Source organism: Sphingomonas sp. So64.6b (assembly GCF_014171475.1).
In the GTDB taxonomy this organism is placed as follows: domain Bacteria; phylum Pseudomonadota; class Alphaproteobacteria; order Sphingomonadales; family Sphingomonadaceae; genus Sphingomonas; species Sphingomonas alpina_A.
In genome coordinates this window covers 191528-216807 of the sequence record NZ_CP048817.1, presented here as the reverse complement: position 1 = coordinate 216807, position 25280 = coordinate 191528, and the positions used below count along the sequence as shown (strand labels likewise).

21 protein-coding genes are annotated in these 25280 nt (G+C 63.3%); 12 read left to right on the top strand and 9 right to left on the bottom strand.

The window, feature by feature from the left end; genetic code table 11:
* The first annotated feature begins 61 nt into the window (after window positions 1-61).
* The 5 genes from G4G27_RS01025 (at window position 62) to G4G27_RS24290 (ending at window position 7674) form a co-directional block, all read left to right on the top strand.
* Window positions 62-1498: an efflux transporter outer membrane subunit gene (locus tag G4G27_RS01025; RefSeq protein ID WP_183111330.1), complete on the top strand. Its 1437-nt coding sequence runs from the start codon at window positions 62-64 to the stop codon at window positions 1496-1498.
* Window positions 1499-2659 (top strand): HlyD family efflux transporter periplasmic adaptor subunit, encoded by a 1161-nt coding sequence (locus G4G27_RS01020; RefSeq protein ID WP_183111328.1) that lies wholly within the window; start codon window positions 1499-1501, stop codon window positions 2657-2659.
* Window position 2660: 1 nt separating this feature from the next.
* A complete protein-coding gene (locus G4G27_RS01015) occupies window positions 2661-4214 on the top strand; it encodes a DHA2 family efflux MFS transporter permease subunit (RefSeq protein ID WP_183111326.1) in 1554 nt (517 codons plus the stop codon).
* Between the two features lie 131 nt (window positions 4215-4345).
* Window positions 4346-4846, top strand: coding sequence for a GNAT family N-acetyltransferase (locus G4G27_RS01010; RefSeq protein WP_244624503.1), 501 nt, complete (start codon window positions 4346-4348; stop codon window positions 4844-4846).
* A 239-nt stretch (window positions 4847-5085) separates the two neighbouring features.
* A complete protein-coding gene (locus G4G27_RS24290; protein ID WP_183111324.1) occupies window positions 5086-7674 on the top strand; it encodes a calcium-binding protein in 2589 nt (862 codons plus the stop codon).
* Between the two features lie 91 nt (window positions 7675-7765).
* Here the strand turns inward: G4G27_RS24290 and G4G27_RS01000 are convergent, their stop codons facing one another.
* The 6 genes from G4G27_RS01000 to G4G27_RS00975 form a co-directional block, all read right to left on the bottom strand.
* Window positions 7766-8431, bottom strand: a complete 666-nt coding sequence (locus G4G27_RS01000) for a hypothetical protein (protein WP_244624502.1) — start codon at window positions 8429-8431, stop codon at window positions 7766-7768.
* 68 nt (window positions 8432-8499) lie between these two features.
* Entirely contained in the window at window positions 8500-9405 is a 906-nt protein-coding gene (locus G4G27_RS00995; protein ID WP_183111320.1) for a DUF3829 domain-containing protein, read from the bottom strand.
* Window positions 9406-9664: 259 nt separating this feature from the next.
* Window positions 9665-12172, bottom strand: a complete 2508-nt coding sequence (locus G4G27_RS00990) for an ABC transporter permease (RefSeq protein ID WP_183111318.1) — start codon at window positions 12170-12172, stop codon at window positions 9665-9667.
* 29 nt (window positions 12173-12201) lie between these two features.
* Window positions 12202-12882, bottom strand: a complete 681-nt coding sequence (locus G4G27_RS00985) for an ABC transporter ATP-binding protein (protein WP_183111317.1) — start codon at window positions 12880-12882, stop codon at window positions 12202-12204.
* 3 nt (window positions 12883-12885) lie between these two features.
* Window positions 12886-14211: an efflux RND transporter periplasmic adaptor subunit gene (locus tag G4G27_RS00980; RefSeq protein ID WP_244624501.1), complete on the bottom strand. Its 1326-nt coding sequence runs from the start codon at window positions 14209-14211 to the stop codon at window positions 12886-12888.
* A gap of 155 nt (window positions 14212-14366) precedes the next feature.
* Window positions 14367-14552, bottom strand: a complete 186-nt coding sequence (locus G4G27_RS00975; RefSeq protein WP_183111315.1) for a hypothetical protein — start codon at window positions 14550-14552, stop codon at window positions 14367-14369.
* 88 nt (window positions 14553-14640) lie between these two features.
* Here G4G27_RS00975 and G4G27_RS00970 point away from each other — a divergent pair, with 88 nt between their 5' ends.
* A complete protein-coding gene (locus G4G27_RS00970) occupies window positions 14641-16056 on the top strand; it encodes a sigma-54 dependent transcriptional regulator (protein WP_244624500.1) in 1416 nt (471 codons plus the stop codon).
* The gene (locus G4G27_RS00965) at window positions 16046-17359 is read left to right on the top strand and encodes an ATP-binding protein (RefSeq protein ID WP_183111311.1); all 1314 of its coding nucleotides are present in this window, start codon (window positions 16046-16048) and stop codon (window positions 17357-17359) included. The genes G4G27_RS00970 and G4G27_RS00965 overlap by 11 nt, the downstream gene beginning before the upstream one ends.
* Before the next feature lie 28 nt (window positions 17360-17387).
* Here G4G27_RS00965 and G4G27_RS00960 read toward each other — a convergent pair whose 3' ends face one another.
* Window positions 17388-17789, bottom strand: a complete 402-nt coding sequence (locus G4G27_RS00960; RefSeq protein WP_183111310.1) for a hypothetical protein — start codon at window positions 17787-17789, stop codon at window positions 17388-17390.
* A gap of 309 nt (window positions 17790-18098) precedes the next feature.
* On the opposite strand from G4G27_RS00960, the gene G4G27_RS00955 reads away from it, so the two are divergent.
* From G4G27_RS00955 to G4G27_RS00940, 5 genes are all read left to right on the top strand, one after another.
* Window positions 18099-18635 carry a hypothetical protein gene (locus G4G27_RS00955; RefSeq protein WP_183111308.1) on the top strand — a complete coding sequence of 179 codons (537 nt, stop codon included), beginning with the start codon at window positions 18099-18101 and terminating at the stop codon, window positions 18633-18635.
* Between the two features lie 190 nt (window positions 18636-18825).
* Entirely contained in the window at window positions 18826-21144 is a 2319-nt protein-coding gene (locus G4G27_RS00950; protein ID WP_183111306.1) for a GH92 family glycosyl hydrolase, read from the top strand.
* Entirely contained in the window at window positions 21144-21575 is a 432-nt protein-coding gene (locus tag G4G27_RS00945) for a hypothetical protein (RefSeq protein ID WP_183111304.1), read from the top strand. Before G4G27_RS00950 ends, G4G27_RS00945 begins: the two co-directional genes overlap by 1 nt.
* A gap of 155 nt (window positions 21576-21730) precedes the next feature.
* Window positions 21731-22315, top strand: coding sequence for a PAS domain-containing protein (locus tag G4G27_RS24070; protein ID WP_244624499.1), 585 nt, complete (start codon window positions 21731-21733; stop codon window positions 22313-22315).
* Complete coding sequence (locus G4G27_RS00940; protein WP_244624498.1) at window positions 22215-23696, top strand: PAS domain-containing sensor histidine kinase; 1482 nt, start codon at window positions 22215-22217, stop codon at window positions 23694-23696. The genes G4G27_RS24070 and G4G27_RS00940 overlap by 101 nt, the downstream gene beginning before the upstream one ends.
* Before the next feature lie 106 nt (window positions 23697-23802).
* Here the strand turns inward: G4G27_RS00940 and G4G27_RS00935 are convergent, their stop codons facing one another.
* Entirely contained in the window at window positions 23803-24360 is a 558-nt protein-coding gene (locus G4G27_RS00935) for a hypothetical protein (protein ID WP_183111302.1), read from the bottom strand.
* A gap of 20 nt (window positions 24361-24380) precedes the next feature.
* Window positions 24381-25271, bottom strand: a complete 891-nt coding sequence (locus G4G27_RS00930; RefSeq protein ID WP_244624497.1) for an MBL fold metallo-hydrolase — start codon at window positions 25269-25271, stop codon at window positions 24381-24383.
* Between the last annotated feature and the right edge of the window lie 9 nt (window positions 25272-25280).

Below are 25280 nucleotides of genomic sequence, written 5' to 3'. Positions count from 1 at the left end.
TTGACAGCCGTTGCGAACAGGATCAGGGGCGCAATGATACCAGATAGTATCAGGCCTGACCATGAGTCGATTTCTTCTCATTTCCGTGAGTCTCGCCGCCCTGCTCGGCGGGTGCGCGAGCGTGCCCGATCTCGGTGCGAAACCGGAATTGCGTGGGCCGGCAGCGCTCGAATCGTCACAAGCGCTTGCCGCATCGGGTGTCCAACAGCGCAACTGGCCAGCCGCCGATTGGTGGAAGGCGTTTGGCGATCCACAGCTCGACGGACTGATCGACGAAGCGTTGAAAGCGTCGCCTGATGTCGCCGCCGCGACGGCGCGGATCGCCGCCGCCGAGGCCTTGGCGCGACAGACCGGCGCGGCGCTGCAGCCAGGGCTGACGGTGGACGGCACGGTCGGCGGCAACAAGCAGAGCAAAAATCTCGGCATCCCGCCACAATTCGTGCCCAATGGCATCCAGGATACCGGGCGGCTCACGGCGACGGCATCGTTCAACCTCGATCTGTGGGGCAAGAACCGCGCTGCGCTCGCCGCCGCGACATCCGAGGCCGAAGCAGCGCGAGTCGATGCCGATCAGGCGCGACTGATGCTGACCACCAATATCGCCGCCGCCTATGCCGAGCTGGCGCAATATCATGCCGAGCGCGATGTTGCGGTCGAAGCGCTCAGAGTGCGTAGCGCAAGCGCGACATTGACTGCGCAACGCGTCGCGGTCGGCGTCGATGCACGCGGCAGCCAGCGCCAGGCCGAGTCGCGCGTGCCCGCCGCTCGCGCCGACATCGCCGCGCTCGACGAAGCGATCGCCCTCACCCGTAACCGGTTGGCCGCGCTAGCCGGCGCAGGCCCCGATCGCGGCTTGAGCATAAAGCGGCCGGCCATTGCCACCGCCCCTGCTGGCCTGCCCGACAATGTCGGAATCGATCTGATCGGCCGGCGTCCGGACATCGTCGCGGCGCGGCTGCGCGCCGAGGCGGCGAGCAAACGGATCAAGATCGCGAAGGCGGATTTCTATCCCAATATCAACCTGACCGCTTTGGTCGGGCTGCAATCGCTTGGTCTCGGGCAGCTGTTCGAGGGCGGATCGAGCTATGGCAATGCCGGTCCAGCATTTAGCTTGCCGATCTTCGACGGCGGGCGGATCAGGGGGCGCTATGCCGAGGCACGCGCCGATTACGACACCGCTGTCGCGCGTTATGATGGGGTGCTGGTCACTGCGCTGCACGAAGCCGCCGATGCGGTCGCAAGCCAGCGTGCGCTCGACCAGCGGCTTGCCGAGCAACGCGCCTCGCTTGTCGCGGCGGCGGATGCGAGCCGGATCGCGACGCTGCGTTATGAAGGCGGGCTGTCGACCCAGCTGACCGTGCTAACCGCCAATGATTTCGAGCTGACGGCGCGACGTGCGGTAGCGGACCTGGAGGCGCGACGCCTCACACTGGATATCGCGCTGATCCGCGCGCTCGGCGGTGGATACCGCCAGACCAATACCACGGAGACCAAGTAAATGGCCGATGCCCCCGCCGCGGAGCCAACCGCCAACGCCGCCCCCGCATCCGACACCATCGCGCCGCCGACTGCCGGCAAGCGCAGGAAACTGCTGACGATCCTCGCGATCGTGGTGGTCGTCGCGGCGGCGATCTGGGGCCTGTGGTATTTCCTGACCCAGGCGGGCCGGGTGCATACCGACAATGCCTATGTCGGCGCGGATTCGGCGCAGGTGACCTCGCTCGTCTCGGGCGCGGTGATCGATGTTCGGGTCGGCGGCACGCAAGTGGTCAAAAAGGGCGATATCCTGGTCGTGATCGACCCGGCCGATGCGAAGATCGACGTCGCGACCGCCGAGGCCGCGCTGCGCCAGGCGCAGCAGCGCTTCGGCCAGTCCGCCGCGCTCGCCGGATCGGCGCGCGCAAAGGCACAGTCGCGCAGTGCCGAGATCGCTCAGGCCCGCGCCCAACTGGTAGAAGCCAATGCCACGCTCGCCCGTGCGAAAATCGATCTCGACCGACGCCAGCAATTGATCGGCAGCGGCGCCGCGTCAGGTGAGGAATTGAGCACCGCGCGTGCCGCCTATCAGACAGCACTCGCTGGGCGCGACCTGGCGCGGGCCGGGATCACCTCCGCGATCGCGACACAAACCTCGGCCGGCGGGGACGCCGCAGCGAGCGAGGCGCTGGTGCGCGGCACCACGATCGACACCGCGCCCGATGTCGCGACCGCGCGTGCGCGGCTCGACAAGGCGCAACTCGATCTTGCGCGTACCGTGATCCGCGCGCCGGTCGACGGCATCGTCACCAACCGCCAGGTGCAGATCGGCCAGCGCATCGCGGCCGGTGCGCCGATCATGACGATCGTCCCGGTCGCGACCGCCTATGTCGACGCCAATTTCAAAGAGAGTCAGTTGCGCGAAGTGCGCTTTGGCCAGCCGGTCGAGCTGACGTCCGACTTCTACGGCGGCGACGTGGTGTTCCACGGCAAGGTCACCGGCTTTGCCGGCGGCACCGGCGCGGCCTTCTCGCTGATCCCCGCGCAAAACGCGACGGGCAATTGGGTCAAGGTCGTGCAACGCCTGCCGGTGCGCGTGACGATCGACCCGAAGGACCTGCGCGATCATCCGCTTCGCGTCGGGCTGACGATGGATGCGGTCATCGACACGCGCGGCAAATAAGATGGCCAACGCGGCGCTTGAAGCGGGCGGTGAAGACGCCGAGCCGACACCGCTGAGCGGCGCCAAGCTGCTGCTCGCCGGAGTCGCGCTGGCGCTGGCCAATTTCGTCGTGGTGCTCGACACGACGATCGCCAATGTCTCGGTACCGCACATCGCCGGCGGGCTGGCGATTTCGCCCACGCAAGGCACCTGGGTGATCACTTCCTATTCGGTGGCCGACGCAATCAGCGTGCCGCTGACCGGCTGGCTCGCATCGCGCTTCGGCACGGTGCGCTGGTTCATCATGTCGCTGATCGGATTCGGTTTCTTCTCGATGATGTGCGGCCTGTCGGGCAGCCTGTCGATGCTGGTCATCTTCCGCATCCTGCAGGGCTTGTCGGGCGGCCCGCTGATGCCGCTGTCGCAATCGCTGCTGCTGCGCATCTTCCCCAAGAAGAGCGCCGGCGCGGCAATGGGCTTATGGGCGATGACCACGGTCTGCGCGCCGGTCGCCGGGCCGATCCTGGGCGGGCTGATCAGCGACAATTGGACCTGGCCGTGGATCTTCTTCATCAACATTCCGGTCGTCGCTTTGTGCATCTTCGCGGTATCGCGGCTGGTCACGCCGTTCGAGACCAAGAAAGCCAAGGTCGGCATGGACGTAGTCGGACTTGTCCTGCTGGTGGTGTGGGTCGGCGCATTCCAGCTGATGCTCGACACAGGGCGCGAGCATGACTGGTTCTCCTCCCCCTTCGTTGTCGCGATGGCGATCGTCGCGGCGATCGGCTTTCCTGCGTTCGTGATCTGGGAGCTGGGCGAGAAAAATCCGATCGTCGATATCAAGGTGTTCCGCCACCGTGGCTTCGCGGTCGGCACGATCGCGGTTGCATTGGGCTTCGGCGCGTTCTTCGCATCGGTCGTGCTGACGCCGCTATGGTTGCAGTCGGTGGTCGGTTACACCGCGACCGAGGCGGGTTATGCCACCGCGTTCGTCGGCGTGTTCGCGATCGTGATGTCGCCGATCGCGGCGCGGCTCATCGGCAAAGTCGATCTGCGCATCTCGGTCTGTGCTGGGATCACCTGGCTGGCGGTAATGTCGCTGTTGCGCACAGGCTGGAGTACCGATTCCACCTTCTGGGCGCTGTCGATGCCGCAACTATTGCAAGGTTTCGGCATGCCGTTCTTCTTCATCGGCCTGACCGCGCTGGCGCTGTCGGCGGTCAAGCCGAGCGAGACGACGTCGGCGGCGGGCATCATGAGTTTCGTACGGACCTTGTGCGGCGCGATTGGCACGGCGATGGCGACGACCGCCTGGGACAATGCCAGCCGGGTCAGCCGGTCGGAGATGGTCCCGGCGCTTAACGGGGTGGCCGACCGGATGAGTCAGCTCGAGGCGCGCGGGCTGTCGACCGAACAGGCACGCGGCGCGATCGACCGACTGGTCGATGCGCAGGCATCGACGGTCGGCGCGACGCATGTCTTCGCACTGGCGTTCACCGTGTTCCTGATGGCGGCGGCGATCGTGTGGGTGGCGCCCAAACCGAAGCGCGGGGTTCAAATGGGCGCTGCGCACTGAGGCGCTGTATAGCCTGCATTGGCACGACCGCCATGCGGGTCGGCAAGCACGCAGCTTGACCCTTGGCTGGGCCGGCGCATTGTCGCACTCGTTTAGGCCGCCTTTCCCGGCCAGCAAGCAAGGGAGCATTCGTGCGCTACGACGTGACCATCCGCACCGCGACAGGCGACGATTGGCCTGCGCTCTGGCCGATCCTGCGCGCCGTCGCTGCGGCTGGCGACACTTTCACCTATCCGCGCGATCTGGACGAGCACACCGCCAAGGCGTTGTGGATGGAAGCGCCGCCGGGCCGGACGATCGTCGCGACGGATGCGAACGGCACGATCCTCGGTACCGCCAAGATCAATCGCAACCAGGCCGGCGCCGGCAGCCATGTCGCGACAGCGAGCTTCATGGTGTCGCCAGCGGGGCGCGGAGGCGGCGTCGGCCGCACACTGGGCGAGGCGGCGATCGACTGGGCGCGAACGGCGGGATTCCGCGCGATGCAGTTTAACGCGGTGGTCTCGACCAATGCGGCGGCAGTGCATCTCTGGCGCTCGCTAGGCTTTGAGGTGGTCGGCGTGGTGCCGGGGGCGTTCGCTCATCCAGTGCACGGCGATGTGGCGCTGAACGTGATGCATCGATGGCTTTGAAGGAGGGTCATCGACCGGCGCTTCCTGCGGCCATTTGCCGTGGCGCGACACGAACCCGCAATAGGCATTGCAAATAAATTTGAACCCCGTGTCCTAATCGACGGGGATTTGCCGTTTTACGGGCTGTCTTGGATACGGCAGCGGAATTGATTGGGTACGGCCGGGCGAGGCAGGCGACGGGCTCAACGTCCGGCGTCCCGTATCAACGCGGCGCCGCCGCCATGCCGAAGGATCATGCCATGCCCGCAGCCCCCGTTACTTGGCGCGACCAGTTCACCGTCAGCACCGCAAATGTCAGCACCCAGGACCAGCCGGTCGTGACTCAGCTCGCCAATGGCAACATTCTGGTCGCATGGCGCAGCGCGGACAGCAGTGGCGTGGGCAGCCCTGCGGGCACCGATATCATCGGCCGCATCTTTGATGCCGTCGGCAATCCGGTCACCGGGGAGATTCTCCTCAACGACGGCGCGTTTGCGTTTAACGAGGAATTCCCCGATGTGGCCGCATTGCCGAACGGTGGATTTGTCGTGGTGTATAGCCGCGCCGAAGATGCCGGCACCCGGCTCTGCATCGATCAGTTCGACGGCGCCGGCGTTGCCGGCGCATTCACCCCGTCGATCGCGCTGGGATCCCTTTCCTATCCCAATTTCGCGGATCCACAGGTGACGGTCTCGTCGACCGGCACGGTACTCATCGCCTATACCCAGTATAACAGCGCGACCGACGCCTTTATCGAAGGGGTCATTTACAATCCAGCGACAGCCACCTTCGGAATACCATTCACCTCCATCACTGGCGGCATCAACGTCGATGTCGACGTGGCGGCCTTGACCAATGGTTATTTCGTCATCGTCGGACGGGAAGCGCCGACGTCGGGCACAGATAACGGTCTTTACGTCAACGTCCGATCAGATACCGGTGCCAGCCTGACGATGAGCCCGATCAGTGGGACACAGGGCGGCGGCTTCGATCGCGAGCCCGTTGTCGCCGGCCTGGCCGGCGGTGGGTTTGCGATCGCCTACACCAGCACAACGCCGGGCGGCGAAACCAATGTATTGGTTCGAACCTATAATTCCGGCGGCATACCGATCGTCACCGCCACGGCCGGAACCGATGTCGCGAACAACAATAATAGCCATCCAACCATCACCGGCCTGCCCGACGGCTCTTTCATCGTTGCGTTCGAAAGCAATGAAAGCGGCGTGAATGGACTGGAAGCCACGCATTTCAGCGCGACCGGCGTCGCTCTCGGCTCCTTCATCTATGCCGCCATCGGAAACGATCAGCCAAACATCATCGCATTGAATGACGGACGGTTCGCCAGCGTGACTTGGGACGCAAGTTCCAACATCTCGCTCGAATTCCTCGACACGCGCGATGCGGTCAACGCGACGCCGGCACCCAGCCTGGGCAATACCGAAACACAGGTTGGTACGGTCGGCAATGACGTTTTCACCGTCCATGCCTCGTCATTCTTCGTCTATGGCGGAGCCGGCAACGACGTGATCACCAGCGTCAACGGCGCCGCGATCTTCGGCGGCGAGGGCAACGATACTATCATCGCCGATGACAGCTCGATTCAGCATTTCGACGGTGGAAATGGCACCGACACGATAGATTTCTCGTTCGTTCTGGAAGGTGCGATCCAGAATGTGAACCTGACCACCGGGCAAAGCAATTTCATCAACGAATATTATAACGGCTTCGAAAATGTGATCGGAAGCGCCGGCACGAATAATTTCGTCGGCACCAGCGGCGTGAACATATTGAACGGCGCGGGCGGCAATGACGTGCTGACCGGCGGGCTTGGTGCCGACCAATTAATCGGCGGCGCGGGCGTCGACACGGCAGCATATGACGACAATTTCGGCGCGATCTTCGTCAACCTGACCACCGGGCTCGGCTTTGGCGGCGCTGCACAGGGCGATACGTATAGCGGCATCGAGAATGTCCGCGGCACCAACCTCGACGACTTCGTCATCGGCGACAATGCCGCTAACCGGCTTGAGGGGTTGGGTGGCAACGACACCCTAATCGGATCGCTTGGCGCGGATGTGTTCGACGGCGGTGCGGGGATCGATACGGTCAGCTATATCGACAATCAGGGGCCGATCTTCATCAACCTGACCTCGGGGCCCGGGTATAACAATGCCGCGCAGGGTGACAGCTTCATCGGCATCGAGAACATCACCGGCGGAATCTATGCCGACTTCATCATCGGCAGCGCGGTCGGCAACCGCATCGATGGCGGCGCGGGCGACGATTACATCATCGGCGCGCTCGGGGCCGATGCGATCATCGGCGGTGACGGCAATGATACGGCCTCATATGAGGATAATCAGGGCCCGATCTTCATCAACCTCTCGACCGGCCTCGGTTATGGCAACGCCGCCGAGGGTGATACCTTCTCGGGAATCGAGAATATCATCGGCAATCTCTACAATGATTTCATCATCGGCGATGCACAGGCCAATCGCCTGGAAGGGCGCCAGGGCAACGATACGCTGGTCGGCGCGGGCGGTGCCGACACTTTCGTGTTCAACACAGCACTCGGAGCGGGCAATGTCGATACGATCAACGACTTCGTTCATGGCGCCGACCGGATCGAACTGAGCCACTCGATCTTCGCCGCTATGGGTGTCGGCACGCTCGCGACCACCGGCTTCGCGATCGGCGCGGCGACAACGACCGCGCAGCATATCCTGTACGATGCCGCCACGGGCAATTTGTCCTACGATGCCGATGGGTCGGGCGCAGGTGCCGCAATCATTTTCGCCACGCTACAGGGTCACCCGACGATCTCGAGCGCGGATTTTGTCATCATCTGATCATTTGGGGCGGCGGTCGCTCGCCGCTCCAACGGGTTCCGCACAGACAATATCCCAGCCCATTGGCGCGGACCTTGATCGCTTCCGGCATCTAGTCGCGCACCCTGCGGAAGCGCATGTCGCCGCCTTCACGGTGGATCACCAGGCTGTCGCTGTCGACCTCGACCGGCACGCCGGTGAAATCGACCACGCCGAAATCATTCGGCGTCAGGATGAAGGTCAATGTGTTCGCGACGTTCCGATCGACCGGAAAGCGCGGCGACCTGAGACCATAGGATTCGAGCGAGAATTGCACCCAGCGGGGCGCGCGTTTCTCCTCATCCGGCACGGTCCAGCCATAGACCTGAGTATAATCCTGCACGGTGCCGCCGTCGTCGAAGCCGACCACCAGATCGACGCCGGCCACGCCGCGCCCTTTCGGCGCGATGACCTTGAGCGACAGGCCCACCTTTGGATCGCGCAGTGCCGGCCCCACGGTGATCGCCGGCGGCACCGGGCGAGGCTCGCTGACCAGCTGGATATGGTTGCCCGTCGCGCTCCAGCGGCCACTGGCGGTCTCGTCGAGGGAGCCCACCGTCAGGCCGTAACGGAAGGTGCCGTCGGTATTCAGCGCGATGCCCGCAACGAGTTCGTGTTGGGAAATACGGTATTCGCCCGCCCAGCTATTCGCGGGCGGTGTCGGTGGCGGGACATGCAGGTCCATGGTCGGCGTTTCCCCGGCAACAGCCTGCGCTGTCGCCGGGGTCATGTGGAACATGCAGGCCGCCGCGAGAACCGCCCGTCCGGCGCGGCGATATCCGGACCCAGATGCGATCGCCGCAGCGATCATTCCCGGATGTCGTTCGCGTCGCCGATCGCGTCGTTATAATTGTCGACCAGGCGATTATAATCCTCCGGCTTATGGCTTCCACGCAGCTCGCGGTAACCGCCGACGAAGGTGTTGAGCCGCCCATTGACCAGCTCGTAATTGACATCGACATGCTCGCCGGGTTTGATCGCCGCCTTGGCCTTGGCCAGTTCGTCGCGCTGCGCCGCCAGAGTCTTCTCCAGCGTCGCCAGCTGCTTGTCCGCCTCAACGAAAACTGCCGCATTGTTGATGTCGTCCGGACCCTTGAACAGGGCGACCAGCGACGCGGCCTCTTGCAGCGCGAGCTTGGTATTGTAACCGAGCATGTCGCCCTTGGCTTTTAGCGCGGCGAGTTCTGCGGTCGTCACGGACTTGCGTTCGCGGTCGATGATCGTCCCCAGTTGCTCCATCGCGGTGAACGCCGCCTGGAACTCGGCCTTCATCGCGGCATCTTCTTTCTTGCCGCGTGCCAAGCCGTCTTCGCGATAGGCCTTGCTCTCATAATAGACGTTGAGGCCGGTCAGCCGCTTGAGTGCGGTGTCGAGCGCGCCGATCAACGCATCCCCCGCTTTGTCCAGATCGGCCGGACCGCCGGACTTGGCGCGCGCCGCCTTGAGCAATGTAATGCCTTGTTCGAGCCAGCCTGTGGTCACCACAATAGTGTCGGAGGGCGACTGGTTGGGGATATCCTGCTTGGCATAGGCTTCGGCTGTTTCCTGCAGGCCAAATGTGTCGAGCAGCTTGTTATAACCCTCGGTATAGGCGCTGAGCTTGGCCTTGGCGGCTTCGTCGCCCTGTCCAAATATGCCGGACCCCGTGGCGGATGACTGTCCGGGCTTGTCGCAGGCCGACAGTGCGAGTGTCGCCGCCACGATGAGAATCATGTTGTTACGTTGCAATGTGTGTACCCCCGTTTGTACCTCTACCGAAACGATAGCGCGGGAAAGCGATTCCGGTTCCCGGAAAGACGATGGGTGCAGGGAATTAAACGGCTGACATGCGGTGGGCCGTTGTCACGCTGCGGCGATCGCCCGAAAATGGTTGAGCACAGCGGCGGGTGGAGCCGACGAGATATCGGATCAAGATAAGAGGGTGACGCGAGCGGCCTCCGCGTCACCCCAAGGGTCGGACTTGCGGCCCGCCCTATTCGTATCGCAGCGCCTTGATTGGGTTGGTTCGGGCAACGCGGTAAGCATGCGCACTGATCGTGCCGATCGCGATGATCAGTGCGAGAGTGCCGGCCATCACGAACGGCATCGGGGTCAGCGTCATGCGTGTATCGAAGCCATTGAGCCAGCCGCGCATCACCCACCAGGCGAGTGGCCAAGCAATCAGATTGGCGATCAGCACCGGGCGGCTGAACTGCCATACCAATAGCTGGACGATATCGCGGTTGCCGGCGCCCAATACCTTGCGGATGCCGATCTCCTTGGTGCGGCGTTCCGCGGTGAAAGCAGCAAGGCCGAACAAGCCGAGGCACCCGATCACCACCGCAAGGATCGCGAAGGCGCCGAACAGCGCCGCGCGCGCCGCATCCTGATTGTACAGCGTGGTGATGATGTCAGTCATGAAGCGGGCGCGGAACGGGATGTCGGGCGCCACTCGTTTCCAGCTCGTCTCGACCCGGCCGGACAGCGCCTTGGGCTCCACGCCCTGGAACCGCACCAGCAACTGCGAGAAATTGTGCGTTTTGTTGAAGTAGAAATTGGGCTGGATCGGTTCGCGCGCGGAGCGGAAGCGCACATCGTTGACTACGCCGATGATGGTCGAGGGCACCAGCCCCAAACTGTCATCGACCAGGCTGGTGCCGATCTGCTTGCCGATCGCGTCGGCCGGGTTGTTATAGCCGAGCCGTCGCGCCGCCTCCGCGCTGACCAGAATGTTGACGCCGCGCTGGACCAGAGCGCGTTCAGCCTCTGGCGTGACCGGCAAAGGCAGGCTGGCATCGTCCATCGGCTGGTTTTCGATAAAGTTGCGGCCCGCGAGCAGCTTCATGCCCATCGCGGGCACGAAACCCGGATCGACGCCATAGACGCCGAGCTGGATTTTTTCCGGACGGCCGGCAAGCTGCACGCCGGTTGCCGAATGGCGGCCATTATCGACCGCAATGGTGGTACGGCCGACGCTGGTCACGCCGGGGATGCGCTTGATCTCCTGCATCAGCGAGGTCGCGGCCTGATCGACCTGCGGTCGACCGAGGTTGTCGATCTGAAGCAATCCATCGCGGCGGAAACCGCCATCCGCATTACGTGCATATGCCGTCTGGCTATAGACGATCAAAGTACAGATGATCAGGCCGATCGACACCGCGAACTGACTGACGACGAGAATGTTGCGCAGGCGCCCCGAGCCTTCCGCGTCGGCCGCCGATTTGTTCGCCTTGAGCACCCGAGCGGGCTCGAAACGCGACAGGACAAGTGCGGGATAAATGCCGCCGGCGAGGCCGACAAGCAAGGTCAGCAGGATGATCGGGCCGACCAGCCCGTCGAGCGCGAAATAACGGATCGTGATCTGCGCATCGAGAAAGCCATTGAGCGCGGGCAGCGCCAGTTCGACGATCGCCAGCGCGACGACCATCGCGGCGGTGGCGAGCAGGATCGATTCACCGATGAACTGAGTGATCAATTGCCCGCGCGTCGCGCCGAGCACCTTGCGCAATGCGACTTCGCGGGCACGTTGGGTGGCGCGGGCAGTGGCAAGATTGGTGAAGTTGACGCACGCCATGCCGAGAATGAGCAGGGCAATCACCGCGAAGGTGACGATCGTGCCGCGATCATTGCCCGGCCGTTGCGCGCCATTCTGCGCCTCACCGAGATGGACGTCGCGGATGTTGACCAGTTTGAAGTCCTGGAACTTGCTTGGATCCTCGCCTTCGACGACGCTGTCCGAGGGCGGGATGTTGCGCTGTTCCCAAGCGTTCATCTGTCCGTTCATCTGGTTGACATCAGAGCCCGGTTTGAGCTTCACCCAATAACTGCCCTCCTGCCAGTTCCAGCTGGTCAGCATATCGGGCGTCGTCGCGTTATAGGTGGCGGGATCGTACCGCGCGACCATGCCAAAGGCGAGTGAGCTGTTCTTGGGCAAATCCTGGTGAACACCGGTGACGCGGTAATCGGCCTTCATGTCACCGCTGGTCAGGGTGACGGTCTTGCCCATCGGATCGGCGTTACCGAACAATTTGATCGCCGCCCTTTCGCCGAGCACCAGCGCATGGGGATCGTCGAGCGCGTGTTTCGGATCGCCTTTGAGGAACGGCACTTCGAGCACGTCGAACAGATTGGCGTCAGTAAACAGCGCGCCAGCCACGGTGGAAGGCTGCCCATCCTTGATGATTACGATCTGCTGGCTGCTGACAAAGGCGAGATGGTCGACCTGAGGGAAGTCCTTCTTCAGCGCCTGGCCGGAGATATAGCTGGTCTGTTGCAGCTTCATCTCCTCGCCGCCTTGCGGGGTGGCCTTGTAATAGGCCTGGAGCTGGAACGTGCGGTCGGAATTGGGCAGCCAGCTATCATAGCTGAATTCGTAGCGTACAAAGCCGAGGATCAGCAGGCATGCGGCGATGCCGAGCGCAAGGCCGGCAATGTTGATGGCGGCATAGACGCGATTCTTGGCGAGTGCGCGGATGCCGACGGTCAGATAATTGCGCCACATGGGCTTTCTCCGAGGATCAAAAGAAGTTGTCAGGCCGCGCGGCGCTGCTGCTGCAGGATGCGGCCATCGAGCATGTTGACCACGCGGCTGGCGTAATCGGCATGCGCCGGGCTGTGCGTCACCATCACGATGGTCGATCCTTCGGCATTCAATTGCTGGAGCATGCGCATCACTTCCTCGCCATGATTGGTATCGAGGTTGCCGGTCGGTTCGTCGGCAAGGATCAGCTTGGGTTCGGCGACCAATGCGCGCGCGACCGCAACGCGTTGCTGCTGGCCGCCCGACAATTGGCTAGGCCGATGGCGCGCGCGGTGGCCGACCCCGACCCGGTCCATCACCGCATCGGTGCGGGTGCGGCGATCGGCGGCAGAGACGTCGTGATAGAGCAGAGCGAGCTCGATATTCTCGCGCACCGACAATTCGTCGACCAGATTGAAGCTTTGGAAGATGAAGCCGATATTTTCCTTGCGGAACGCGGCAAGCTTGCCCTCGCCAAGCCCGGCGACCTCAGTGCCGTTGAACACATAAGAGCCGGACGAGGGCGCATCGAGCATCCCCATTAAGTTGAGCAGGGTCGATTTGCCGCAGCCCGATGGGCCCATGATCGCGACGAATTCGCCATCGGCAATGTCCAGGTCGATCGCATCGAGTGCGGTCGTTTCGATCGTGTCGGTGCGGTAGGTCCGCGAAAGTGAACGCATCTCAAGCATGTTTCAGTCCTTTGCCGTGAGGTCGATATCGAGCCGGTCCTTGTCGACGAAACCGGTATAGGGCGAGGTGATGACGCGCTCCCCGGCGTCGAGGCCTTCGAGCACCTCGATCGAGTCCGGATTGCGCCGGCCGAGGCGAACGGTGCGTTTCACCGCCGACTTGCCGTCGGGTGAGACGACAAACACCCAGTTGCCGCCGGTCTCGTTGTAAAAGGCGCCGGCCGGAATCAGCCGGGCGGGTTCCGGATCGCCAAGCGTCAGTTTGGCCTGCAATGTCTGGCCGCGCTGGATCGCGGCCGGTTCCGCGCCGTTGAATTGCAGATCGACCTGGAACTGACCGTTTTGCACCTGCGGATAGATTTTGGTGACGCGCGCCGGATAGGTTTTGCCGGCAAGCTCGACGCTCGCCTTCTGACCCAGCTGTACGCGGCCGAGATAGAATTCGTCGACACCGGCCATCAGCTTGTTGCGCCCCGGGCTGTCGACCTGGCCGATGCGTTCGCCGCGTTTGAGCGATTGACCGACCTGGATGTCGAAACCGGACAGCTTGCCGCCAACGGGCGCGCGCAGGTTAAGCGCCTCAAGGCTGGCGCGAGCGAGTTTCAAGCTTGACTGGAGCGAGGCGGACGAGGCGCGTTGCTGCGCGAGCTGGCTGCCCTGCAGGCGCTCGTCGATCCCCTGACCGCGGCGCACCACGGCGAGGCGTTGCCGTTCGTAACGATATTGGTCGCTGGTGTCGGCGAACTGCTTGCCCGCGACGAAACCCTTGGCGGCGAGTGGTGCCTCGCGCTCATATTGGCGACGCGCCTTTTCGGCAGACAGATCGGCTTCGAGCACCGAGCGCTGGTTGGCAATGCGGGTCTGCGACAGCGCCAGTTCCTGGCTGCGCATATTGTTGACTTGCTGCTCGACCTCGGTCTGGCGCGCGAGCACCGAGAGCTGCAGTTCGGCGTTGGACAACACGACGATGAGTTCGCCGGGGGCGAGGTCGGCGCCGTCCTCGGCAATGACCTTCTCGACCCGCCCGCCCTCGATCGCATCGAGGAAAACGGTGAACAATGGCGTGACGCGGGCGCGAAGCGGTACGAAATCCTCGAACTTGCCGGAACGCACGGGCGAGATGGTCAGCCGGTCGGCGGCGACGGTCTGCGAACCGGTGCGCGGGGCGTAAAGCCAGAAGGCGGCGAATGCGGCAATCAGGACGGCCGCGATGACGGCCCATTTGGTCCAGCCGGGCAGACGGCGCACTTCGACGGCGCGGTCCATGCCGGAGCCAGTGACGGCCTTTTTCGGGATGACCTGGTCCTGGGGCATTCGCACAACGCTCATACGGCTCTTCCTTTCCGCTTCGGAACTAGCAAGCGCCGTGCCAGCGGCTTGCCCAAGGCGGGCATGAGTATTTCAGATTCAGAAATCCGGACCGATTGTCCGTTTTCGAACACTTGTGTCCGAAAACGGACGCCGGGAACCGCATCCGGCCGCATTCATGCAAAGACCGGTGGTGCCGACGCGATGGTCAGGCACAACGTGGCAAAAACGGCGCCGGTGACGCTCAGCATGCGGAAGGCGAAGGGGCTTTTCACGATCATTCTCCAAGTCGGCATGAGTGCCGATGTGAACAGCATCGCATCGACCGTGCCAGTTTTCAGAAAATGGCTGATTTCTGCCATTTTAGGCAATTATCGCGGCCTATGGCACGGAAATTGATTGTCCGATTCCGCACACCGACTGTACGGGAGCGGTCACATGGCGAACGAAATGAACAAAGAATTCGATTGCTGCCTGGTCATCGACGATGACGAGGACATCCTGACCGCTGCGCGACTGTTGCTGCGTACCCTGTTCCGTGAGGTGATCACCGCGTCGAGCCCGGACGAAGCGATGACGGCGTTGGCGGCGCATTCGCCGGACGTCGCTCTGCTCGATGCCAATTTTGCGCGCGGCGCGACCAATGCGGCGGAGGGGTTGGCTCTGCTTGACCGGCTGCTCGCCGCCGATCCCGAATTGATTGTGGTGATGATCACCGCGCATGCGGGCGTAAATGTCGCGGTCGAGGCGATGAAGCGCGGCGCGACCGATTTCGTGTCCAAGCCATGGTCGAACGAACGGCTGATGACCACGGTACGCACCGCCGCCACGTTACGCCGATCGAAACGCACCGTCGCGACGGAACGCGCGCGGGTCGCCGCTGTCGCCGACCCGGTACCGGGCAGTACCCCGCCCCTGATCGGCACGGCGCCGGGCATGGCGCGGGTCAATTCGCTGATCGCGCGCGCCGCACCGACCGACGCCAATGTTCTGGTGCTGGGCGAGAACGGCACCGGCAAGGAACTGGTCGCGCGTGCGCTGCACCGTCAGTCGCTGCGCGCCGGGCAACCGATGTTGACCGTTGATCTTGGCGCGATCGCCACCGAGCTGATCGATTCCGAACTGTTCGGCCATGTGAAGGGCGCCTTTACCGATGCCAAGGGCGACCGGATCGGGCGCATCCAGGCGGCGAGCGGCGGTACCTTGTTCCTCGACGAAATCGGCAACCTGCCACTTCATCTGCAACCCAAATTGCTTACCGTGCTCGAACAGCGGCAAGTCACTCCGGTCGGCGCCAACCGCCCCGTGCCGGTCGATATCCGGGTGATCGCGGCGACCAACATGACCCCGGCGCAGTTGCGCGACGATCGCCTGTTTCGCCAGGATCTGCTGTTCCGGCTCAACACGGTCGAGATCGAGCTGCCCCCCTTGCGCGACCGACAGGAAGACGTGCCAGCCCTGGTCGATCATTTCCTCAGCCATTATGCGAAACGTTATAATCGCCCTGCCCCGACCCTGACATCGGCCGCGCGCGCTGCGCTCACCGCGCATGACTGGCCGGGCAATGTCCGCGCGCTGCGTCATGCGATCGAGCGCGCGGTGATCCTTGCCGGCGACGCACCGCTCGAGCCGGAGGATTTTCCGCTCGGCAGCCCCGTCACGCCAGCCGCGTCCCACATCGCACCACGCCTCGCGCCCGAGGCGGTGGTCGCTCCGGCCGCGACCGATCTCAACCTCGACCGGGTCGAACGGCAATTGGTCGAACAGGCGCTGAAGAAACACGCCTATAACATCTCGTCTGCTGCCTCCGAGCTGGGCCTGTCACGCGCCGCGCTGTATCGCCGGATGGAAAAGCATGGGCTTTGACCGCCGTTTTACCCTGGTGCTGGCGGGGTGGGTCGCCGGGCTGATCCTCGCGTTGGTGGTAGCGCAGCTCGCCTTTCAGACGCCCGGGCTGGCGGTCGCGCGAATCCTGGCGGTGGCGATCGTCGCGGCGGTCGTGTGGGGCCTGTGGCGCCATGTCGAGCGCACCAATTTGCTGATCGCGCGCTTTGTCGAGGCGCTGCGTTTCGGCGACGTCACGGCGCGTTTCGACGGGCGCGGCGGCGCGGGTTTCGCGACTCTGGGTAGCGCGCTCGACGATGCGATGCGCAAGCTGCACGTCCAGCGCGACGAGGGCCTGCGCGAACTCCGTTTCCTCGAGGCGTTGGTCGACGATGTGCCGGTCGCACTGCTGACGGTCGACGACGCCCATGGCGTTCGGCTGGTCAACAAGGCCGCGCGGCGGTTGTTCGACCATGATCAGGGCACCAGGCCGGAGGATTTCGCGCGTTACGGCGCGACCTTCGCCGCGCGCCTCGCGCGCGCCGGCAATGCGGGTCAGGAGGTGTTGATCCTGCGCCTGCCGGCCGGGCCACAACGCGCGATCGTGCGCACCGGGGCGCTCGACCGGCTCGGCCTGCAGGTCCGCGCGGTTACCGTCGAGCCAGTACAGGGCACGCTCGACGCGGTCGAAATGGCCGCGCAGACCGATCTGGTCCGCGTGCTGACGCATGAGATCCTCAATTCCTTGACTCCGGTGACGTCGCTTGCCGGGACCGCGGCCGCGGTCCTCGATACCGATCCGCCGGATATCGATTCGGCGCGTACCGCGATGAACACTTTGGTGCGACGCGCGGATGGATTGCGCCATTTCATCGACAGTTATCGCGCGGTGGCAAAGCCACCTGAAGTCAGGGCGCGGGCATTCGGCGCCGAACCCTTTGCGCAAGAACTCGACCGCCTGTTCGCAGCAGATTGGCCAAATGTCGCACTGACCATCGAAGTGGCGCCGAACCTTATTCTGGAGGCCGATCCCGACCTGCTTGCCCAGGCGCTGATCAACTTGCTGCGCAATGCCGCGCAGGCGACCAGTGAGGCCGGCCGCGACGGCGAAGTGCGTATGACGATCACGAAGCGCGCCGATGGCGCCACGCTGATCGAGGTGGCGGACAATGGCCCCGGCGTGCCCGAAGCGGTGCGGAAAGACGTGTTCCTGCCCTTCTTCACGACGCGCGCGGCGGGCACCGGGGTTGGGCTGAATCTCGTACGGCAGATCGTGATCGCTCATGGTGGCTCAATCGATCTGGTCGATACACAGGAAGGCGCGGTGTTCCGGATCCTGTTGTAAATTCCAGCGCTCCGGATCCCGGGGAGCGTCACTCCGCCGCTGTCGGCGCCTCCTCGAACAGCCAGGCAAGCCCTTCCGCTTCCGACGTCACGAAGCAGAGTTTGGTGGACGACAAAAGTCGCCGCATCTGCATTTTCTGCAGCGCGGATTGGGACCGGATCACCGCGATGCGCCCTGCCCTGATCGCATAAGTCGGGATGAGCGTGCTGACATCATCGGCGATATCCTGCGACTGTACGGCAAAGTCGGTCAGGTCGATCAGGATTCTGCCGCCGAGATCGGTATGCCCGGCGTTCTCGACTCTGTTCAACAGGGCCGCCGCCTCGCGCTGGAAAGCGGAGAGAGTCGCACGGTCCCACATTCCGGAAAGGGTCAATTTGAGCAACCGTCGCCGAGCATCATAATCGAAATTATAGCTCGGCGTCATCATTCGTCCTGATCCGCAAAAACCATCGATACAGCCAGATGATTAACGGGCCGGTTTTGACGGATTGTAACCCGATCGAATTTGCGGAGGCCCATGCTATACTGATCCGCCATCGTCTTCATTCAACGACAATGCGCGAATGCCATTAATCAATGGTCACGCGCTCCTTACGTAATTGCCGCACATCAAAGATCGTTCCCGGCGGTCAAGCTTGTCGGGGCGGACCCGCGCGGGATTTGCGCGCACGCCGGCCCATGGTAACGCCGCGCCCGACCAAAGCGGATTTGCGGAGCGCGGCTTATGATATTTCGAGTGGCATTGTCGGCGCTGATCCTGTTCGCCTCGCCGGCGACAGCGCAATCGGACGAAGAGTTCGATCCGGCCAAGGTCGATGTCGTCGATGCGATCAACTGCGCGATCGATGCGCGCGACTATATGGGCTTCTCCATCACGCTGGGCGACGAGGATAGCGGCTACCGCAAGCGCGGCTGGATCAAGCAGGAGTCGGGCAATCCGTTCCTGTCGCAATATCGCTTGCCGGCACCGATCGAGATTGGCGGTCACCAGACGCGCACCATCGTGTTCAGCAGCAATGCAGTGCTCGCGGTGCTCGATATCCCCGACCCAAACGACCTGGCGGAGCAGGAAGGGATCGAGAATGTCGCGCCGGGCTCGGGCAAATTTCTCGGCGAGCGCGAAATGCTCAACAAGGTCGAAAAAGATCCGGAAAATGGTTGGACCATCACGACGCGGATCACGCGCAACCTGTCCAACGTATCCAGCCATCCCGGCAAGACGCTGCTCGGATGCTCCTATGTCACCGATGTGAAACTGCCCGGCGAAAAATGACCATGCCGCCGCCCGCGCAATAGTCGATCGAGACGTCGAAATTATGCAACGGGGGAGCGAAGCGAGCGGCCCGCAGCCGGCCAAGCCCCCTCCACCATTTGCAAAGGAGCAAATGGTCCCCCTCCCCCGCTAAAGCGAGGGAGGATTAAGGTACCTTCCCCTTCCTCCAATCCCCTGCTCTACTCCGGCCATGTCGATCCCCCGTCGCACCATCGCCGCCCTGCTCGCGCTGAGCCTGGCCACTCCTTCGCTCGGCCAGTCCGCATCCGACGCGGTCGATCCGTTCATCGGCACCGGCGGCGAGGGGCACACTTTCCCAGGCGCGGTCGCGCCGTTCGGGATGGTGCAGCTGAGCCCCGACACCGACACCAGCCATGTCATCCGCGACAGCTACAAATGGGCGGCGGGCTATCGCTACACCGACCCGACGATCCAGGGCTTTTCGCACACGCATTTCTCCGGTGCGGGACATTCCGACCTGGGCGATTTCCTGGTCATGCCGGTCGCCGGCGACAAGGTGGTGCTCGAGCCCGGCGATCCCGCAAAGCCGGGATCGGGCTATCGCTCGCGCTTCGATCACAAGGACGAAGTGTCCAAGCCGGGCTATTATGCGGTGACGCTCAGCGATCCCGGCATTCGCGCGGAGATGACCGCAGGCACGCGGATCGGGGTGCATCGCTACGCCTTTCCAGTCGGCAAAGCGGCGCATCTGCTGATCGATCTGCGCAGTTCGCTGTATAATTATCCCGGTAAGATCCTGTGGTCGTCACTTCGCCTGAATTCGGACGGCACGATCACCGGCGCGCGCGAAACGCGCGGCTGGGCACCGGGGCGCAAGCTGTATTTCGCGATGCGCTTCTCCGCGTCACTGACCGACCATGCATTCGTCAGCACCGAAAAAGACGTGCCCTATAAGGGGTTCCAGGGGCCGGGGCGTGGCAGCGATGCGCTGGCCGAAAAGAGCGGCAGGGCCTTGGTCGCACGGCTCGATTTCGGTGCGCTCGACAAGCCGCTCGAGGTCAAGGTCGCGATCTCCTCGGTCGATGAAGCCGGCGCGACCGCCAATCTCGACAGCGAGCCGGGCGATTTCGACACGGTGCGGGCAAAGACCAAAGCCGCATGGGACAAGGCGCTTGGCGTGCTCGACATCGACGCGCCCACGCCGATGAAGACTAATGTCGCCACCGCGCTCTATCATGCGCTGCTGGCCCCCTCGGTCGCGGGCGATGCCGATGGGCGCTATCGCGGCCCCGACGACCAGGTGCATCAGGCGAAGGACTTCACCTTCCGCTCGACCTTTTCGCTCTGGGACACGTTTCGCGCCGAACATCCGCTGCTGACCCTGGTGCAGCCGGAAAAGACCAATAGCGATATCGTCCGCTCGCTGCTTGCCAGCCGCAGATACAGCCCCGACGGCATCCTGCCGGTGTGGCAGTTCCAGGGGCGCGAGACCTGGACGATGATCGGCTATCACGCCGTGCCGGTAATCGCCGACGCGTATCTGAAAGGCGTGGGCGGGTTCGATGCGAAAGAGGCGCTCGACGCAATGGTCGCGAGCGCGAGCTATGCGCCCTATGGCGGGCTCGGCGACTATATGAAGCTCGGTTACGTCGCGATCGACCGCGAGCCTGAGGCTGCATCGAAGACGGTCGAATATGCCTATGACGACTGGACCATTGCACGGATGGCGCGGGCGATGGGGCGCAAGGATATCGCCGACGCGTTCGACAAGCGCGGGGCCAACTGGCGCAACAGTTTCGATGCGAAGACCGGCTTTGTCCGCGCACGCAAGAGCGACGGCGCTTTCCGTGTCCCGTTCGACCCGACCGCAATCAATTACGGGTCGGATTATACCGAGGGCAATGCGTGGCAATATAGCTGGTTCGTGCCGCAGGATCAGGCCGGGCTGGTGCGTGCAATGGGCGGCGACAAGGCAAGCGTCACCAAGCTTGATGCGATGTTCGATTACGACAATTCGAAGCTCGACTATAGCCATGCCGAGGATATCGCCGGGCTGATCGGCCAGTATATCCATGGCAACGAACCGAGCCATCATGTCGCCTATCTCTACAATTATGCCGGCGCGCCGTGGCGCACACAGGCGCGGCTGACTCAGATCGTCGCGAGCCAGTACAAACCGACCCCGGACGGCCTGTCGGGCAATGACGATCTGGGGCAGATGTCGGCTTGGCTGGTGTTCACCGCGCTCGGTTTCTATCCGGTCACGCCGGGCAGCCTGGAATATGTCATCGGCCGCCCGTTCGTGAAGCGTGCGGCGCTGGCCCTGCCGGGGGGCAAGAAATTCATCGTGGTCGCCAACGGGCTTGACGACGCGCATCCCTATGTCGGGAGCGTGTCGCTCAATGGGCGTCCCCTTGCGCGCGGGTATATCCGGCACGCCGAGATCATGGCCGGCGGCGAATTGCGCTTCACGATGCAAGCCCAGCCGAACAAGGCGTGGGCGACGGCAGCGGGCGACCGACCCTTTTCGTCGAGCACGGCGCGGTAATGAGCGCCAGCCTCACGCTCCAATATGAGTTCGGCCGGGATGATGACTTTGGCTGGCTGGAGACCAGGGTCCACACTCCGCGGTTTAGCGGGTCCGGCGGATTTTGGGTGCAATGGCAAGATGTTGCGGAATGGAGCGCCCTGCTACTCGCCTATCCGATTCCGGACGACGATCCGCCGGAAGCCGATTGGGGTCAGTGGGATAACGACGGCAATTACCGCTCGATCGTCAAGATCAGGATCGCTCCCGCGAACAAGACAGGTGATCTCGACGTGATCGTCACGATCGCCGATATGAATGACGAGCAACATCTTTGTCGAACCGCGTTTCGCGCCAACTATCCAGATCTCGAGCGCTTCCGCGACCAGATACAGGCGATGATGCGACGCGAAAGACCTCTGGCAACACTCACGGGACAATGCGGTAGCTAAGGTCCAAATCGTTGCACGGCGCGGATTCGCCTACTTTGAGCATCAGCGATGCGACGCGCCACCTGCACAAACCGATCGAGCGCCATTGCCCCATTTTCCTACACCGACCTTGATCCATGTCGCTTGCCGAATGGCGGCCGGGAAGGATAAGGTCGGTGTTCGGCTTCGGCCGATTTCCCTTTCGGAACATGGCCTTCACACGACTGATGACAGATAAACCCGGTTTCGATCTGCACCTGTCCGACCAGCGATTCCAACTGCTGGTCAATGCCGTCACAGACTATGCGATCTACATGCTTGACCCCGCGGGCCATGTCGTCAGCTGGAACCCCGGCGCGCGGCGTTTCAAGGGTTATGAGGCCGACGAGATCATCGGCCAGCATTTCTCCCGCTTCTTCGAAGAGAAAGATCGCGCGGCGGGCTTGCCCGGACATGCGTTGCGCACCGCGGCGGCGGAAGGACGGTTCGAGGCGGAAGGCTGGCGGGTCAGGAAAGACGGGTCGCGCTTCTGGGTGAGCGCGGTGATTGATCCGATTCGCGACGATGCCGGGGTGCTGATCGGTTTCGAAGATCACGCGCGACATTACCGCAAAGCGCGAAGCCGAGCAGAAGCTGTTTTCCAGCGAACAACATTTCCGCATGCTCGTGCAAGGTGTGACCGATTACGCCATCTACATGCTCGACCCGCAGGGCCGCGTGACCAGCTGGAACAGCGGCGCGGCAACGATCAAGGGCTATGACGCAGCCGAGATCATCGGCGAGCATTTCTCGCGCTTCTACACCGAACAGGACCGCGCGACGGGCGAACCCGCGCGGGCGCTCGACACGGCGCTGCGCGAAGGCAAATATGAGGCCGAAGCGCAACGTGTGCGCAAGGGCGGCGCGATCTTCTGGGCACATGTCGTAATTGACCCGATCCGCAACGATGACGGCCGGCATATCGGCTTCGCCAAGATCACCCGCGACGTGACGGAGAAGCGCGAAACCCAGAAGCAGCTGGAGGAAACGCGCGACGCGCTGTTCCAATCGCAAAAGCTTCAAGCGCTGGGTGAGCTGACCGGCGGTATCGCGCATGACTTCAACAATCTGCTCACCGTCATCCGCGGTTCGGCCGACCTGCTGCGCCGCGAAGGCTTGAGCACGCAAAAACGCGACCAGTATCTGGCCGCGATCGTCGAAACGGCGGATCATGCCGCGACTCTGACCAGCCATTTGCTCGCCTTTGGCCGTCGCCAGGCGCTCAAGCCTGAGGTCATCGACCTCAATGTCCGGCTCGATGCCTTTGCCGAAATGCTATCGCGCACGCTGGGTGGCAAGATCGAAGTGAGTTTGGACCTGTCACCCGCGCTCGGCCTGGTCGAAGTCGATTCCACGCAACTCGAAACCGCGTTGCTCAATGCCGCGATCAACGCCCGCGACGCGATGCCGGGCGGTGGTACGCTGACACTCTCGACGCGCAATATCGATGATGCGGCGGGAAAAATGGTCTGCGTCGCGCTGAGTGATACCGGTGAGGGCATGACGCCTGAAGTGCTGGATCGGGTGTTCGAGCCGTTTTTCACCACCAAGGTGATCGGCAAGGGCACCGGACTCGGCTTATCGCAGATCCACGGCTTTGCCGCCCAGGCCGGCGGCCGAGTGGAGCTGACGTCGGTCCCCGAAAAAGGCACGACGGTCCACATCCTGCTGCCCCGCACGGACAAGCCGGCCACTACCGCCGTGACGCTCAGGTCGGGCAGCGCGAATGGCGATGGCCGGACATTGTTATTGGTCGAGGACAATGCCGCGGTACGCGACTTCGCCCATGGCCTGCTGACTGAGCTTGGTTATCGCGTGATCAGCGTGGATTGCGCGGAAACGGCGGTCGAACGGCTTGAGGCCGAGCGGATCGACCTGGTCTTTTCCGACGTCGTCATGCCGGGACTGAGCGGCGTCGAGCTGGAGCGCATCGTACGCGCACGATTCCCCGACATCCCGGTGCTGCTCGCCAGCGGCTATAGCGAAGAGGTCGCCCTGGGTACGGCCGGCGACCTCACCGTCTTGCCCAAACCCTATGGCGCGGAGAGCCTCGCTGCAGCCTTGGCAGAAGTAGTCGGAGCGAAGAATCGCCCGCTGGCATAGCGGTGGCGCGGCGCTCACGTCGCGAGAGTCGGCTCCTCCAGCAAGGGGATTGCGCGGCGCAGATTATCGCGAGCCGGCTGCTCCCATTGCGCGAAACCCCAATCGGTCAGGAACAGGCGGTCGCGAGCCAGGAAATTGCGCAGGATGCTCGCGCGTGCCGTGCCGTGCCGTAAAGCGAGGGCTCGACATGAGCATATTCCGCGCGGATCTGCCGGTCATACACGTCGAACATCGTCGGCGACTGGCCCAGGATCGACAGATCGATATCCAGTAGCAGCGCACCATCTGGGCAGTCGTTTGGGGCTGGCGGCAGGTGGCGGATCGTAGCCAGGATCGCCGCACCGGCGCGAGCGGTAACGAGAGCATTCGCGATGAGGCTCATTTCCGCCACACAGAGCGCCGCACTCAGTTCTTCGTTGCGCCCGTGCGGCGCCTGTGGATCATAGATCGAGTCATGCCACAGGACGAAACCGGCACAGGCGGCCGGATCGACCACCGGTACCGCATCGCCAATCGCCCGGTCGAGATGCGCCAGCATCGCCTTCGGGTGATCCCAAGCATGGTAATGCCGCCATGGCTCGCGATAGCGGCGCTCCAACGCCCCGAGCGGGGCGGCCGCCAGGAGCGAGGCGATTGCGGATCGGGGATTTGTATCGCTCGCCATCATTTACTCCGACGTTTCGATCAAATACCCGTCCCGTCCATTCCGAACGTCGCCGTAACCGGGATGCGCAAATAATTGACGCCATTCGCCTCCGCCGCCGGAAAGCGCCCGGCGCGGATGTTCACCTGGATCGCGGGCAGGAGCAGCTTCGGCACCGACAGCGTCGCATCGCGCGCCTCACGCATCGCAACGAAAGCGTCCTCGCCGATCTCGTCACGAACATGGACGCTGGTGCACCGCACTTCGCCCACCGTCGTTTCCCAGCGATACTCCTCACGTCCCGGTGCCTTATAGTCATGGCACAGGAACAGCCGCGTTTCGTCGGGCAGGCTCAACACACGCCGGATCGACCGATAGAGCTGGCGCGCGTCGCCGCCGGGGAAGTCCGCACGCGCGGTGCCGTAATCGGGCATGAACAGGGTATCGCCGACAAAGGCCGCGTCGCCGATACGATAAGCAATATCGGCCGGGGTATGGCCGGGGACATACATCACCGTCACATCGAGCTGGCCGATCGCAAACCGGTCACCGTCGCTGAACAGGCGGTCGAAATCCGATCCGTCGGTCGCGAGATCGTCGAACGCGAACATGGGCCGGAAAATCTTCTGCACGTCGCGGATATGATCGCCGATACCGATCGCCGCGCCGGTCTTCGCCTTGATATACGGCGCGGCCGATAAATGATCGGCATGCGCATGCGTCTCCAGCACCATGACGATGGTCCAGCCGCGTGCGGCGGCGCACGCCAGAATGCGTTCGGCCGAGCGGATATCGGCCTCGCCGCTCGCCAGATCGAAATCCAGCACCGGATCGATCACCGCCGCATCGCCCGTGACGGGGTCGGCCACCAGATAACTGATCGTATTGGTCGGCTCGTCGAAGAACGCCTCGATAATCGGGTTCGCGGGCATCACCGGCTC

Excerpts from the sequence above, each read along its gene's own strand:
- G4G27_RS00975 (WP_183111315.1), bottom strand. The coding sequence starts at position 14,552 with ATGGCAGAAATCAGCCATTTTCTGAAAACTGGCACGGTCGATGCGATG.
- G4G27_RS00940 (WP_244624498.1), top strand. The coding sequence starts at position 22,215 with ATGCTCGTGCAAGGTGTGACCGATTACGCCATCTACATGCTCGACCCG.
- G4G27_RS01015 (WP_183111326.1), top strand. The coding sequence starts at position 2,661 with ATGGCCAACGCGGCGCTTGAAGCGGGCGGTGAAGACGCCGAGCCGACA.
- G4G27_RS24290 (WP_183111324.1), top strand. The coding sequence starts at position 5,086 with ATGCCCGCAGCCCCCGTTACTTGGCGCGACCAGTTCACCGTCAGCACC.
- G4G27_RS00935 (WP_183111302.1), bottom strand. The coding sequence starts at position 24,360 with ATGGCGAGCGATACAAATCCCCGATCCGCAATCGCCTCGCTCCTGGCG.
- G4G27_RS01020 (WP_183111328.1), top strand. The coding sequence starts at position 1,499 with ATGGCCGATGCCCCCGCCGCGGAGCCAACCGCCAACGCCGCCCCCGCA.
- G4G27_RS00950 (WP_183111306.1), top strand. The coding sequence starts at position 18,826 with ATGTCGATCCCCCGTCGCACCATCGCCGCCCTGCTCGCGCTGAGCCTG.
- G4G27_RS00970 (WP_244624500.1), top strand. The coding sequence starts at position 14,641 with ATGAACAAAGAATTCGATTGCTGCCTGGTCATCGACGATGACGAGGAC.
- G4G27_RS01000 (WP_244624502.1), bottom strand. The coding sequence starts at position 8,431 with ATGTTCCACATGACCCCGGCGACAGCGCAGGCTGTTGCCGGGGAAACG.
- G4G27_RS00945 (WP_183111304.1), top strand. The coding sequence starts at position 21,144 with ATGAGCGCCAGCCTCACGCTCCAATATGAGTTCGGCCGGGATGATGAC.
- G4G27_RS00990 (WP_183111318.1), bottom strand. The coding sequence starts at position 12,172 with ATGTGGCGCAATTATCTGACCGTCGGCATCCGCGCACTCGCCAAGAAT.
- G4G27_RS00930 (WP_244624497.1), bottom strand. The coding sequence starts at position 25,271 with ATGCCCGCGAACCCGATTATCGAGGCGTTCTTCGACGAGCCGACCAAT.
- G4G27_RS00965 (WP_183111311.1), top strand. The coding sequence starts at position 16,046 with ATGGGCTTTGACCGCCGTTTTACCCTGGTGCTGGCGGGGTGGGTCGCC.
- G4G27_RS00980 (WP_244624501.1), bottom strand. The coding sequence starts at position 14,211 with ATGAGCGTTGTGCGAATGCCCCAGGACCAGGTCATCCCGAAAAAGGCC.
- G4G27_RS00995 (WP_183111320.1), bottom strand. The coding sequence starts at position 9,405 with ATGATTCTCATCGTGGCGGCGACACTCGCACTGTCGGCCTGCGACAAG.
- G4G27_RS01025 (WP_183111330.1), top strand. The coding sequence starts at position 62 with ATGAGTCGATTTCTTCTCATTTCCGTGAGTCTCGCCGCCCTGCTCGGC.
- G4G27_RS00985 (WP_183111317.1), bottom strand. The coding sequence starts at position 12,882 with ATGCTTGAGATGCGTTCACTTTCGCGGACCTACCGCACCGACACGATC.
- G4G27_RS00960 (WP_183111310.1), bottom strand. The coding sequence starts at position 17,789 with ATGATGACGCCGAGCTATAATTTCGATTATGATGCTCGGCGACGGTTG.